General features: G+C 70.6%; 12 protein-coding genes. 4 read left to right on the top strand and 8 right to left on the bottom strand.

Going from position 1 to position 13,351, the window contains the following annotated elements:
• Positions 1-42 precede the first annotated feature (42 nt).
• Positions 43-288, bottom strand: coding sequence for a hypothetical protein (locus ACN28G_RS02165; RefSeq protein WP_421478264.1), 246 nt, complete (start codon positions 286-288; stop codon positions 43-45).
• Between the two features lie 161 nt (positions 289-449).
• Here ACN28G_RS02165 and ACN28G_RS02160 point away from each other — a divergent pair, with 161 nt between their 5' ends.
• A complete protein-coding gene (locus ACN28G_RS02160; protein WP_421478263.1) occupies positions 450-1,007 on the top strand; it encodes a TetR/AcrR family transcriptional regulator in 558 nt (185 codons plus the stop codon).
• A gap of 22 nt (positions 1,008-1,029) precedes the next feature.
• Here the strand turns inward: ACN28G_RS02160 and ACN28G_RS02155 are convergent, their stop codons facing one another.
• From ACN28G_RS02155 to ACN28G_RS02140, 4 genes are read right to left on the bottom strand one after another with little or no spacing between them, the layout of a single operon-like run.
• On the bottom strand, positions 1,030-1,416 hold the full coding sequence (locus ACN28G_RS02155; protein WP_421478262.1) for a hypothetical protein: 387 nt from the start codon (positions 1,414-1,416) through the stop codon (positions 1,030-1,032).
• Positions 1,417-1,472: 56 nt separating this feature from the next.
• Positions 1,473-5,882 carry a toxin glutamine deamidase domain-containing protein gene (locus ACN28G_RS02150; RefSeq protein ID WP_421478261.1) on the bottom strand — a complete coding sequence of 1,470 codons (4,410 nt, stop codon included), beginning with the start codon at positions 5,880-5,882 and terminating at the stop codon, positions 1,473-1,475.
• An 18-nt stretch (positions 5,883-5,900) separates the two neighbouring features.
• Positions 5,901-6,245 carry a hypothetical protein gene (locus tag ACN28G_RS02145; protein ID WP_091434919.1) on the bottom strand — a complete coding sequence of 115 codons (345 nt, stop codon included), beginning with the start codon at positions 6,243-6,245 and terminating at the stop codon, positions 5,901-5,903.
• Positions 6,238-6,666, bottom strand: coding sequence for a YbaB/EbfC family nucleoid-associated protein (locus ACN28G_RS02140; RefSeq protein WP_091446001.1), 429 nt, complete (start codon positions 6,664-6,666; stop codon positions 6,238-6,240). The genes ACN28G_RS02145 and ACN28G_RS02140 overlap by 8 nt, the downstream gene beginning before the upstream one ends.
• 77 nt (positions 6,667-6,743) lie before the next feature.
• Between ACN28G_RS02140 and ACN28G_RS02135 the strand changes: the two genes are divergently transcribed.
• Positions 6,744-7,976 carry an SUKH-3 domain-containing protein gene (locus ACN28G_RS02135; RefSeq protein WP_421478260.1) on the top strand — a complete coding sequence of 411 codons (1,233 nt, stop codon included), beginning with the start codon at positions 6,744-6,746 and terminating at the stop codon, positions 7,974-7,976.
• Positions 7,977-8,098: 122 nt separating this feature from the next.
• Complete coding sequence (locus ACN28G_RS02130) at positions 8,099-10,924, top strand: hypothetical protein (RefSeq protein WP_421478259.1); 2,826 nt, start codon at positions 8,099-8,101, stop codon at positions 10,922-10,924.
• Between the two features lie 45 nt (positions 10,925-10,969).
• On the opposite strand, the gene ACN28G_RS02125 is transcribed toward ACN28G_RS02130, so the two are convergent.
• Both ACN28G_RS02125 and ACN28G_RS02120 read right to left on the bottom strand, forming a co-directional pair.
• The gene (locus ACN28G_RS02125; RefSeq protein WP_421478258.1) at positions 10,970-11,710 is read right to left on the bottom strand and encodes a GNAT family N-acetyltransferase; all 741 of its coding nucleotides are present in this window, start codon (positions 11,708-11,710) and stop codon (positions 10,970-10,972) included.
• An 81-nt stretch (positions 11,711-11,791) separates the two neighbouring features.
• Positions 11,792-12,157, bottom strand: coding sequence for a DUF3499 domain-containing protein (locus ACN28G_RS02120; RefSeq protein ID WP_091434910.1), 366 nt, complete (start codon positions 12,155-12,157; stop codon positions 11,792-11,794).
• Between the two features lie 163 nt (positions 12,158-12,320).
• Here ACN28G_RS02120 and ACN28G_RS02115 point away from each other — a divergent pair, with 163 nt between their 5' ends.
• Positions 12,321-12,770 (top strand): metallopeptidase family protein, encoded by a 450-nt coding sequence (locus tag ACN28G_RS02115; RefSeq protein WP_091434907.1) that lies wholly within the window; start codon positions 12,321-12,323, stop codon positions 12,768-12,770.
• A gap of 34 nt (positions 12,771-12,804) precedes the next feature.
• Here ACN28G_RS02115 and ACN28G_RS02110 read toward each other — a convergent pair whose 3' ends face one another.
• Positions 12,805-13,062 carry a WhiB family transcriptional regulator gene (locus tag ACN28G_RS02110; RefSeq protein ID WP_091434905.1) on the bottom strand — a complete coding sequence of 86 codons (258 nt, stop codon included), beginning with the start codon at positions 13,060-13,062 and terminating at the stop codon, positions 12,805-12,807.
• Positions 13,063-13,351: the final 289 nt, after the last annotated feature.

Genomic DNA, 13,351 nt, shown 5'->3' with positions numbered 1-13,351 from the left:
ACCAGACGCGCTGTTCTCCCAGCCCCGCGCCTGTGGGCAGGGTTACTTCGGTGACCCACCCCGACCCGCCCCGGCCCCGCGCTCCGCCGCATCGTCGTCCGCCGGCTTCTTGGTCTCACCTCCGGACAGGGCACCGAACGCGATCGCGAAGGTCAGGCCGAAGCTCATCCCGAGCGCGACGCCGAGAACCCCGTCGAAGGCGCCCAGGCCGATCGCCAGGCCGATCGCGAGCCCTGCCGGCCAGGCCCACAGGTTGGATCGCCACTTCGACTCCTCCGGTCCCGCCATGCCGTCGATGATGCCCCGACCGGACGAAGTCCAACCCTGCCGGCAGACCCGCTCCCCCCAGGTCAGGGATGAGACGGCATCGAGCGCTCGACGGTCTCGGCCTGAAGACAGTAGGTCGACGGCAATGGTGAGTCGAGCCACTCACCTCGCATGCTCGGCCCATGAGCAGGGTCGTGCCGACGTACCACCAGCGCGTCGCCCACGAGAAGCGCGCGCTGATCGTGACGGCCGAGACCGCACTGTTTCTCGAGTTGGGCTACGACCGGACGTCGCTGGCGCGGATCGCCGAGCGCTCGGGCGTTTCGCGGGCCACCCTGTTCAAGCAGTTTCCGAGCAAGGCCGCCCTGTTCGACGCCATCGTGGCCGAGTCCTGGTCGACCGCCGACGAGGTGGATCCGCCGCCGGTAGGCAACGTCGTCGACGGGCTCGGCATCATCGGTCGCCGTTACGCCGAGCTACTGGGCCGCGCCCAGATGACCGACCTGTTCAGGATCGTCATCGCCGAGCTGCCGCGCTTCCCTGAGCTGGCCCATGCGCAGTTCTCGCAGGGCGAGATGCCCTACTTCGAGTCCGTACGCAGCTATCTCCTGGCTGAGCACGAGGCGGGAACGGTACGGGTCGAGGACGTGGAACTCGCCGCCCAGGTGGTCGACGAGGCGGTCCGCACCATCGCCGCCCGGTACGCGACACCTGGACCAGGGCCCTCGACCAACGACTGACGTCCCCTGGGCACCTCGGCGCTCATGACGGCGACTGGGCCAGACCGGGGTCAGCTCCGGGCTTACCGTCCCGCTGCAACTGCTCCTCGAACAGGACGAAGGTCTTCCGCCGAATGGCCCGGATCAACTCCCGCTCACTCGGGCTCAGTCTCCGGCGCTCCCGCGTTTCCGCCGAAGCGATACTCGCGACGGTTTCATACAGCGCGAAGATTGGGCCGTCACCCGACAGGTACTCACCCCGAAACGCCTCGACCTCCTGCACGAAACGATCAACCGAGATCAGGTCGACCTCGCCCCCCATGGCGAAGACAACTTTGAGGATCAGATCGTTTTCTTCCTGCCATGATCCGTCAGCGCTTGACAACCTCCACAGTCGCGCACCGCCCTCCGCAGTACCTACGATCTTCACTGGCGAATCGTAATAGAGGTAATAGGAGGGAACTAAATCTGATAGCGACTGCGACATCACGAACCCATTCCACAGGCAGACCGCAAGGCGTCCCAGAAGCGTGCACGTTGATACGCTGAGACACCATGGACAATCTGCATCTCTCGACGGCTAAACGGCCGACCTTCACGCCGCGCCAAAGCTTCGAGGTCCCGCGTGACCTCAAACAATGAATGCTCCCAAACCGCCACCTCGTCCAGTTGCGCCAAGTGTAGTCGGAACTCTCCGACGTGGCCATTGGGAAGCCTCAACCTCATCTGAACATCACGATAGCCGCTCGCCTTCGGATTGATGAAACGATCGCTGAAGTGGACGATCTCCACCGAGGGGTGGTCACTGATGCGCCTCAGTGCCAGGTATAGCTCGTCCAGAGAGGTGAACACAACCTTGGCCGCCGCCAGATCACACAACTTCGAGACATCGTTTTTGTACAAGACAATTTTGTCTCGGGCCCTGGCTTTCAACTTCGGCTCCTGCCGCCAGCCAGGAACGCCGACCTGCTTCCCGTCCACCGCTGCAAGCTCCACGGCCAACCTGTTCAGATCCTTTTGGGCCACGGCTGCAGCTGAGTACAGCTCGTGCAGATAGGCTTCTCGGTAAGCAGGATCATCACTCCGCCTCCGGTCGAAGCCGGGCTGGCGGCCTTCTCGGGCGCCGGGACTGATGTTCGCACTGAGGGCTCGTTGCATCGGTGTCAACGGAACCGGCGGCAACGTGTGGTCGTGCGCTACCGGCGAAGCCCCGCCCTCCGCAGCAACACCTTTGGTTACCTCACGAAGAGCTTGGATCGCCTGCGGGTGCTTTCCCAGGTTGTGCAGGGTCACCGGTCTGGCAGTCAGGGATGCCGCAAGTTCGGGTGAGTCGAGAATGATGCGGACCAAGTCCGGCTGACGTGCCAGCTGGGTCAACAGCGTCTCGGCCAACTTCGGATGGCTCTCCGACAAGGTGCTCGACACCTCGTCGAACATCCGTTGGATTCGGGCGTCGGCGAACAACCGCGACACGTCCTGCGCATCCTGCTGACCGAGGTGCGGCACCAGACGTTGCAGTGTCGCCGGGTCCAATTCGGCCGCGAGCGCAGCCGGGCCTACCCCGGCAGCAAGGAGTTCGTCGAGGTCGGCGCCGCCAGCCACCACATCCCGGGCGGACACGGACCGGACACCAGGATCGGCAGCAGGCGAACCTTCTCGACCCGGCTCCTGGGCCGTGGGGTGGCCTGCCAACCCGGCGGGTAGCACCCGTTCTTCACCGGCCGGGCCGGCTGGTGCCGCTGACGGCCGGCCGTTGAGCAGGTGGAGGCGGTTGAGGTACGGCTCGCCGTACCCCTGATTCTGTGGTGCGGGTGGATGGTGCGGCAGGTCGGGCTGCTGGCTGTGCCAACCGCGTTGCAGGCCACCGAGGGGCATGGGCCGGCCGTCCGGGGCGAGCACCATGACGTCGATGCCGACGACGTTGTGCGGGTTCGTGGCACCGTTGTGGCCGTACAACGGGCGGTCGCTTACCAGGTTGGTCTGCGGGTCGAGGTAGAGCACCGTGCCGTTCTGGTTGAGGGCAGCCCAGATGTGTGAGCCACCGCCCTCCCAGTCGGTGATGACGAAGGCGAAACTGCCGTGTCCACCGAGGCGAAGCTGGTCGTGCAGGTTGCGGTAGGACTGGTCCACCGCGTACGCCACGGTCATGGGCTGGGTGTTCGGCGGGGTGCAGAGGCGCTGGAAGCGGCCGCCGGTCGCGGTTTCGGCGCGCCCGGGGCCGTCCGCCTCACCGCCCAGCGGCGACCTGATGTCACCCTCGGCGTAGGCGTCGAAGGTACGCGGCGCCGACACCCTGGGACGACCGTGCATCCAGGTCTCGTAGAGCGACAGGGTGCAGTCGAGGCAGTTGATGCCCCGGGTCGGGTCGGCCTGTGGCCCGCCGTCGTTGGCCAGCGCGAACCATCCACCCCGGCGAGGATCGGCGGTACGCAGCACCCGGCCCTGGTCGTCGCGCGGCATCTGCCGTTCCAGGTCGGTCTGGTGCAGCGCCAACGGCGGACGGAGTCCACCCCGGACACCGTACGGGCGGGAGCGGTCGATCGTCGGCGGACGACCGTCACCGGTGAGCGCCGACCGGTCGTCGGTCTCGACCGCGCCGGTCGCCAGGTCGGCCACGTCGTCGTTGATCCGCTGGAAAGCCGACTCGTCGTCGATGCGGACGGAGTGCGGCTTGACCGTCCCCGCCAACACCGCCTCAGCGAGATCACGCTGGCGGTGGCAGAGCTTCTCTCGTCGGCCCGCCTCCTCGATGTGGCTTCGGGTGGCGATCTGGTCGCCAGCGGCGCTGAGTTCGTAGGCGCGTCTGGTGAGCCAGCGTGCCTCGTCGTAGCGTTGGTCTGCCTGTTCGCGAAGATCGGCGGCCAGGTCGCGACGCCGGTTCTCCTCGTACCAGGCGCGTTGCGCTTCGAAGTAGCCCTGGTAGCGGCGGCGGTCGAGGCCTTCTCGTTCGACGGCCCACTTGGCGGCGTACCACTGCGGGGTGCGTGGTTGCAGGTGGGCCAGGTCCTGCCGGTCGGGGTGTGGTGCCGGATCCGGCGGGGCCGTCGGTGGGCCGGGGTTGAGGGGCTGGGTGACCGAGCTGTGCCTGGACCGATAGACCGTGCCGGGAACAGGCGACACCCCCGTTGCCGGGCCGGTGCTCACCGGTCGCGCCACCCCATCCGGCGGGACCACGGTGGATTGTGGGATCACAGAGGTCGAGGGCGGGGCTGCCGTGGAAGTGGCAGACACCGGGGCGACGGCGCTGGTCGCCGGACCGGCGGGTGGGGTGTTGTTGTTCGTCGTGACACCGGGCTCGGCCGACCCGGCGACGGACCCGACCGGAGACACCGACGACGCCGGTGGAGAGGGTGGCGCAGCCATCGGCTCCACGAGCACCGACGACAGGGTAGGGCTGGTCACCGGTGCGCCGGTGGCGGCGAGATGGGGATTGCTCGGCACATCCGAGGCGGGAGATGCGTTGACGTCACCCTGAATAACCCCGACTGGTGTCGCCTCCAGCCTCGACGACGGTGAACCGTCGGGCGGGGCGGGAACCACCGGACCGGACGCGATGGTCGGGGTACCCGAGGACGGGTCGGCCGGCAGGTCGGCGGTGACGCCAGCGACCAGGTTGGGGGCACCGGCCGTCGAGTGTGGCGCGGGGTCCGCCGTCGAGGTAGGACGGCTGTCGGGTGGTCCGGAGACGAGGGCGGCCCGGCCTTCGACGACCGGGGCCGACGCGGCCTGCGACAGGGCGGCGTCCGGAGCGGAGCCCGCGCGTGGGAAAGGGATGCCGGTGGTCGCCGGGTCGCCGTCCGTCGCGGGAACGGTCACCCCCTCGGGGTACGCCGGAGGCGGTGCACCGAGGTTCGGCGGGGCGGCGGAGTTGCCGGCCAGGGCGCTGAGGCGTCCGTCGAGGCGGGCGTGCAGGGCGGCGTCGGCCTGGCCGGTGGCCGATCCCCGGACCCCGGAGGCTGCGGCGCGGGCGGCGTCCTGCCCGGACGTGAGCCCCTGCCCGGTGGCGAGGCTGGCCGCGTTCTCCGCGATCACCTCTCCGGCCATCGACCTGCCGACATGCTCGCCGATCCGGGCCGCCCGCCCGCTGAAGTGCCGGCCCAGGAAGGCCGCCGGCGCGGCGGCACCCCCGGCGAACCCACCCACCGCCGAGGCACCGACGTCCGCCACGTCCAGGCCGTGCCGACGACCGGTGGAGTTCTGGTACGCCTGGGTGGCCAGGGTGATGCCGCTCTCCTCGGCCGCCTCGAAGGCACCACCGACGGCCGCTCGCCGGGCCAGCCCTCGCGCACCGCTGCGGATCGTCTCCTTGGCCGCCCGCTCGCCGGCCTCCCTGAGCCCGTGCTTGAGCCCCTTGCGGGCCAGTTGGGCGATGAGCCGCCGGAAGATCTGCTGGACGACCACCCGCGTCGCGGCGATCAGCGGGGCGGCGGCCGGTGATGCCGCCCCGGCGGTCAGCACCGTCACCGCGGCCAGGATGGCCAGCTCGGTCACGAGGATGCCAAGCTCGATCCAGACCTCGATCTTGGCGCCCTCGATGTCACAACCACACTCCTCGACCAGCCGGCCGAGATCCTGAGTGACCGCCAACAGCACCGGCAGCGGAGCGTCGTCGCCCTCGGACACCCGCCGCCAGGCGGTGTCGAACGCCTCGGCCACCGCCCCGAGGCCGCCGTACCCGGACCGCACCTCGGCTGCGGCGGCGAACGCGTCGGCACGCGGACCGGCCAACGCCGCCGCCACCCCGTACCACTGGTCAGCAAGGTCCCAGACGGCGCGTTCGTTGCCGTCGGGCCACTGGACACCGACCACCCAGTCCAGGGCCTCGTACACCCAGCCCGGCAGCTCCCACGGCGAGAACTCCAGCGGATGCGGGATCGGACTCGGCAACAGCGTCACGAGGGTGGCCTCCGACGGTCAACGGTCGAGGTGGCGCTGGTCCGGGATCCGATCGAACCGTGCGGCGTTACCGACGTCCGTGCCGACGTTGGCCTCCACCGACCGGACGGCGTCGCCACCCAGTCCTTCGACCCGGCGTCCGACGCCCTCCCAGGCCCGCAGCACGAGCTCCTCGATGCCGCGGTAGCGCTCTTCGAAGGCGGCGCCGATGTCGTCGTTCCCCCAGGGGCGTTTCGCGCTCGCCGCCGCGATCCGACCACCGGTCTGTCGCCGCCTCGCGCTGATCGCCGCGCCGGCCGACGACAGGTCCGTCGCACCGCGGCGGGCCCGGGACGGATCGAGCCACAGGTGCCCCTCAGCCATGCTGGCCCCGCTCTCCGCGCTCGACGGCGGCGTCGGCCCGGCGCAGCAGCGCACCGAAATCACCGGAACGGAGGAAGTCCATCGTCCCGGAGCTGGCCGGCAGGTAGCCGGCGACCAGGTCCTGGGTGGCGGCTGCCGCGTCGGCGGTCGCCTGGCGCACCGTCGCGGTGATCTTCCGGCTGAGCGCGGCGGCGTCCCGGTCCCGGTACACGGTCTGGTCGAGCTCGATGCCGAGAACCTCTCCCCGCGCGCCCACGGTCGCGGTCACCTGACCGTCGTCGGAGCGTCGGGTGACCCGCAGCTCCGCCAGCCTGACCTGGAGGTCGTCCAGACCGGACCGGAGCTGTCGGTACTGCCCGTAGACGTCGTCGAACCGGGCCCGCAGCGCCCGGTTGGCATCCCGGTCCACGCTCTCGACCACCGCCACCTCCCGTCACGATCAGTAGGCCAGACCATACCGGGTGCCACGAATCCTGTGGGTCCGGTAACTTCAGCACGGTGATCGACCGTCGACAGGCCGAACAGCTCGCCGAGGCGTGGGCGCGCCGGGACTCGCAACGCCTCGGGTACGAGTGCACTCCGCTGGTCAGCGAGTTCGACCTGGGTTACGTCATCCTCACCACGGTCTCCACCGAGGCGTCCACCGTCCCGGGTGACCTGCCGACGATCGTCCTGGACAAGGAGAGCGGCAAGGTCTCCACCTGGCCGCGCGTCCCCACCCACGTCGTCGAGGACATGTACCGGCGCAGCCGACCAGCCGGTCCGACCCCGCCGACCACCGTGGACCCGGCCAGCCAACTGCTGCGCGAGGTCCGCCGGCTGCCCACCCCGGGCGGTGCCGCCCACCTGACCCTGGACGGCCACCTGCACACCGCCGGCGGCGCCAAGGGCGACGTCGCACTCCACCACCACCCGCTGGTCCAGGCCTACCTGGCCGAGCTACCCACCGGCCACCTGGTACGAGGTGGCGACCGGCACGCCGAGCTGATCGTCGTCTCCGACGTCCTGCACCAGTACGACCACGAGCGCACCACCAACGGGCAGCCGCCGCTGACCTTCGACGCGGTCCGCGCCCTGTTCGAGGCCGCCCGGTTCGAGACGTACCGCATCCGCGAACCGCACGACCCGGCCGGTGGTCCCGCCGAGCGCCCCTGCGATTCATGCGTCAACTTCCTGGTCCACTTCAACCTGTTGCCCTGGTCCGATCTCGCCTTCACCCGGGAGTGGCATCCCGATCCACAGTCGGTAATTCATCCCGAGCGGTTCTCCCCGGCCGTCGGCGACGCGCTCATGGATGCCGGCTGGGAGGACGGTCCCTTCAACGAGGCGCTCGCCTCGGGTGCGATCGCCGAGACCGAGGAGATCGTGGGGCAGACACACCGGCACCGCATCTCTCCGGCCGCCGAGCGCACGCTGACCGCCTTCCCTGCCGTCACGACCCGCCGTCGCGGCCCGGGACGAGATGTGTGGATCAGCCGGTTCACCACCAACCCACTTCGTGGCGCGCACAGTGCGGACACGCTTGCCGACTTCGCCGCGGTGCTCGGGGCCCGGCTCTTCCCGATCGGCTCCGAACAGCAGCACAGCATCCTCGCCGTCGACGAACACGGCCGCATCTTCGCCCTCGACCAGGGCGGTGAGTGGTTTCTCGGCCAGGACATCGACTCGGCCCTCAACACCCTGCTGCTCGGCCACGCGCCCACCCGGGTACGCGACGACGGCACCTGGTGACACCCGGCGGCAACGGAACGGCAGCGACCCGCCACGATCGGCGGACCGGCACACCGAACGAGCAGGCCGAATGATGCAGATATCTGATTGAGCGACATCTCCGCACTGTCCACACTGGCCCTATGGTCTCCCCGGCTTGGCGCACTCGACGGGCCCTCCTGATCGGCGGTTGCGCGGTCACGCTCGGCGTCGCCGCGGCGTTCTGGGGCCTGCGAGGGGTGGAGGTGCTCGGCTGGCTGGCCGGCATCGGCAGCTTCGTGGCAGCCGTCGCGTTCGTCGCCAATGGCACCGGTGGCGAGGGTGGACGGCCGGGGCACAGTTTTCGGGCCGGGATCGGCGCGCGGATCCGCCGGATCCTGCTCGCCGACTCCGGTGCCGGGCACACCTTCACCGCCGGGCTCGGCGCCACCATCGAGGATGTCCGGGTCGCCGGGCCAGCACCAGCACCAGCACCGCACGAGGTACGCCCACCGCAGGTGGCGATCCAGCGGGTCCGGGTGGTCGACGGGCTGGTCGGGCGGGACGAACAGCTGGCCAAGGTCATGGCCGGTATCCGGGGAGGCCACGGGACCTTCGCCGTCCTCGGCGGTCAGGGCATGGGCAAGACCTCGTTCCTGAGCCTGCTGCGCGTGGCCGTCCGGCGGGACCTGCCGGACGTGGTGCTGATGCCCACCCGGGCGGACATGACGGCGGAGCCGTACGGGTTGAGTGAGCTGTACCGGGGGCAGTACGGGTCGGCGACCACCACCGGCATCTCCGCGTTGGTGCTGGAGAAATCGGCCCAGCTCCTCGGTGACCTGGTGCAGGACCTGGTGCCGCAGTTCGGCGGGTTCGTCCTGGCGACGGAGGGCATCCGGGGGACGGCGAACTCGGTGACCGTGCAGAACACGTTCGCCGCGAGGTCGTGGGGGTCCGTCTCCGACGCGCGGATCGACGTGAACGTCAGGGACGAGAGCCCGGTCGAGCGGTTGCGCCGGGCGCAGCGCCGGATCGACGAGGCGTTCCTCGCCGACTGGCGTACCTTCCTGGCCGGCCGGCGGGCCGTGCTGATCCTCGACGGGTTCGAGACCCTGATCGACGACGCGGTGGGGCAGTGGTTCGTGGCGTTCGCCGCGCGCCTGCCGGACACCGTCGTGGTGTTGTCGCTGGTGCCGCGCGAGTACGCCGAGCACGGCCGGCGGGTGCTGGACCCCGATCTCGTCGAGAACCTGCCCCGGTTCACCGTCGCCGAGACCCAGGCCCACCTGGCGTACCACTTCGGGGATCGGGCCGGTCGGCGCCTGGCGGAGCTGGTGGTGGGCTTCACCGGCGGTCACCCGTACGGGCTCAAGCTCGTCGTGCAGTTCATCCACGCCCACGTCGACGAGGCGTTGGACCCGGACCGCCTGCGGGAGCTGCTGTCCCAGCTGTCCGACGACGGCGACCCGCGGGTCAACGAGCTGGTCCGGGCGGTGATCCGGCCGGAGCGCAGTCCGGACGTGTGGCGGGTGGCCCAGGTGGCGTCCCTGTTGAACAGCTTCGACGTACCGATGCTGGTGGAGCTGCTCGACGGCGAGGAACTGGCCACCGACGCCGAGCGGGTGGGCCGGGCGGTGGGCCGGATCGAGCGGCTCGGCCTGCTCGACCCGTTGCCGGTGGCGGGACGGTTCCGCCTGCACGACTTCGTCCGGCCGGCGGTCGCCTCGGCCGTGCGGAGGTTCCAGCCGACCCGGTGGACGCAGCTGCACCGCCGGGCGGCGGCCTACTACTACCGGCAGGTGGCCGCCGTGGAGGAGAAGACCACCACGGTGTACGGCTCCTGGTTCAAGTACGAGAACGCGGTCTGGCAGATGTACGAGGCCGAGTGGCTGTCCCACTCCGCCCAGCTGCCCGACGAGCGGCAGGTCACCCGGATCCAGTTCGTCGTGTTGTTCCTCAAGGCGTTCTGGTGGTGGGGCCTCTACATCACGTTCTCCTTCTGCCACCAGCTGCTCGACAGCTGGCAGCGGGCGGCCCGGACCGGGCTGGACCGGGACCTGCTCGACGAGGTACGCCGCTTCCACCAGCACTATCCCACCGGGCCGGACAAACCGACCGGCGCGCACTGGACACAGGCCCGCCACGCGCTACGGGCGATCGGCGAGCTGTGCGGGGTGCACCACGGCTGGCGGGATCCGGGCTCTTCCGCCGAGGTCCAGGAGCTCCGCCGGCAGGCCTGGCTGTACCTGCGGTTGTTCACCGCCCACACCTACTGGTACGACCGCCGGTTCGCCGCGGCCGAGGCGACGTACGGACAGCTGGAGCCGGAGTTCCTCGACCTGGCCGACGAGTGGATGCTCGCCTGGCTCTACTACGAGTGGGCCCAGGTCGGGTGGGACGCCGGCGACCGGCGGGCGGCCGCGACCCGGTGCCGGCGGTCGAGCCACTGGCTCCGCCAGCTCGTCGCCGACGAGGAGATCGAGTCGGAGTTGCTGGCCAACGTGCACCGGCTGCTGGGTGACCTGCTGCACGAGTCGGACCCGGTCGCCGCCGCCGAGCAGTACGGCCAGGCCGTCAAGCACGCCTTCGTATTCCACCGGATGGACAACGTGCTGGACGGTTCGGTGAGCCCGCCGGACGACTACACCAGCCAGTTCTACACCGAGATCACCTTGCGGGCGGCGGCCCGGGCGGTCGGCTGGGATCAGCTGCCCCGCCGGGCGGAGATCCTGGCGGCCCTGGTCGAGGCGACCGCCGGTACCCCGCCGGAGGTCCTCGACGTGGGACCCGGTCCGGACACCCCGACCGACCGGGTGGCGGCTCAGCTCTTCCCCCGGGGACCGGAGCCGGCGGAGTTGTACCGGCGCTCGGGGCCGTTCACCGATCACTGGGGCGAGGTCGTGGACCGGCTGGACCTGGATCCCCGGGCCGAACTGGACCGGATCGACCAGCTCGCCGACGAGCTGTCCGGCGACGGCTCGACCGGTTGACAGCACGGGGACGCGGCCCGACCGGCGGCCGGAACCAGCCGGGGGCTACCCCTGCTCCCCCGGCCGGCGGGTAGGCACGTCCAACAGGGGCACCTGCTCGTACCGGTCGAGGGTGAGCGGGGCCAGTTCGGGCCCCTGGCCTTCGACGGCGGTCAGCAGCGCGTCGAGCTCGGGGTCCTGGCCGGGCCCGGTCCCCTCGGCCGACCGGTAGTAGTCGGTGACGAACGACCGCACCATCGCCGCCGGCACCGGGCCGGCCATCGGCCACCCGGCCAGCAGCAGGCCGGGTTCGCGCCGGGCGTCGGGGCGTACCCGGGGTTGGGTGAAGGGTACGGGCAGCAGGCCGAAGCCGGCCCGCTGGTAGAAGCGTAGGCGGGCGGTGGGGTCGCCGAACTCGCCGGCCGGGTGCAGCCGGGGGTCCTCCACCTCGGCGAGGACCACGTCGGAGCCGCAGCGCTCCCGCCAGGCCGGCAGCAGGTGCGCCAGTAACGCGCCACCGACGCCGCCGCCCCGGATACCCGGCCGGACGGCCAGGTAGCTCAGCAGCAACACCCGGTCGAAGGGGTCGGCCACCACGGCGCCGACCGGCGACCTGTCGTGGGTGGCGACGCCGACGAGGACGGTGTCGGACTCGGTGACGACCTCGAAGGAGTCCAGTTGGTCCGGCGGAAAGCTGGGCGCGAGGATCTCGGTGTAGGCCCGCCGCAGCAGCGTGGCGTCCGGCTCGACGGAGAGATCGACCAGCTGGATCCGCCCGATTGCCGCGTCGACGGTCGGGGGCGTCATCTGCACATCGTGGGTCGTGGGGCGGGCCGCCCGCAAGGGGTACGCCGATAGCCAGCCGTACGGCTGAGCCCCCGCCGGGGGTCAGTGGTGGGGAGGGATCACCCGCAGGTGGCCCCGGCGGCCGGTCTGCGGGTTGGTGGGGGCGCGCTCGTCCTCGGCGGGCGGGCGGGGCGCGGGGCGGGCGGCCTCCCGGACCGCCTCGGCCAGCGCCACCAGGTCGTCGGTGGTGGGCGGCGGGGGCTCGAACTCGCCCTCGTGTCGGACCACGTCCCAGCCCCGGGGGGCGGTGAGGCTGCGGGCGTGCGGCTCACAGAGGTCGTAGGTGTGCGGCTCGGCGAACGCCGCCAGCGGCCCGACGACCGCTGTCGACTCGTGGTAGACATAGGTCAATGTGGCGACCGCTTGCCGGGGGCAGGCGTTACGGGAGCAGCGCCGAGGTGACCTCACGGCGGCAGGGTATCTCCATTACCGGGTCCGGCGCACCGGTTCGCGTTGCGACACGCCCGTCTCCGTGATCACAATTCGGAGCCGCCCGGCCCGGATCAACCCCGGCACGCCAGGTCGTGGCCGCAGTCGCGGGCCAGGCCGTGGTGGGGGCTACGCTGGCCGCATGACGAGCCCGGAACACCGCCGCCCCGGCTCCGGTCGCCGTACCCATCGGGATCGGCACGGGCGTGGGCTGCGTGGACGGCTGGTGCCGGCGACCGTCCCGTTGGCGCGTACCAAGGCCGAGGTCTTCGACGATCTGGTCCTGGACACCGTGGAGGCGCTGGAACGGCGGTTCGCCAAGGAGTTGGCGGGGGTCGAGTTCGCGGTGGAGGACGTCCCACCGGATCTGAACGTCTACGACTCCGACGTGCTGGAGGACGGCGAGGTGCCGTTGGCCCGGTTGCTGCCGGGGCGCCCCGGCCGGCAGGAGATGCCGCCCCGCATCGTGCTCTACCGGCGGCCGCTGGAGTTCCGGGCCATGGACCGGGAGGATCTGGCGGATCTCGTCCACGACGTGATCATCGAGCAGGTCGCCAACCTGCTGGGCGTGGACCCGGACGAGTTGGCCTGAGCCGGGCGGCCCCCACCGCCCCGGCCCGGCTGGCTCAGGCGACCCGTCGCTTGAGCTTGCGCCGCTCCCGCTCCGAGAGCCCACCCCAGATTCCGAACCGCTCGTCCTGGCCGAGCGCGTACTCCAGGCATTCCGTCTTGACCTCGCAACGCGAGCAGATCCGCTTCGCCTCGCGGGTCGAACCGCCCTTCTCGGGAAAGAACGCCTCCGGGTCGGTCTGCGAGCAGAGCGCCCGCTCCTGCCACTCCGGCGCGTTCCCGAGCAGGTCGGCCACCTCAAGCTGGCCGTCCATTCAGTTGCCTCCTTGTCGCGCACCGACGACTCCGCCGCTGCAACCCCCCACGCGAAAGGCGTGCGTGTCCGTCCGGTCCCGATTTGCTGTGTTCCGTGCGGACAACCCCATTCAAATTACACGCGTGTAATGCGTGCGCCGTCAAGCCGAACTTGATAATGGAGTCGTCCTCCTGACACTGCGCCCGACGGCCGTCCAGGCCGTCCGACCTCGCAACCTGCCCTACCGATTCAGACCCCGGACGAGTAACGCCCTCCCGGCGAGTCGCTCGACTTTTCTCCCGTGGCCG

The sequence above is a fragment of the Micromonospora sp. WMMA1923 genome (assembly GCF_049179195.1).
GTDB lineage: Bacteria > Actinomycetota > Actinomycetes > Mycobacteriales > Micromonosporaceae > Micromonospora > Micromonospora yangpuensis.
The sequence above is the reverse complement of the archived record's forward strand: the minus strand, read 5'-3'. Positions and strand labels throughout refer to the sequence as shown.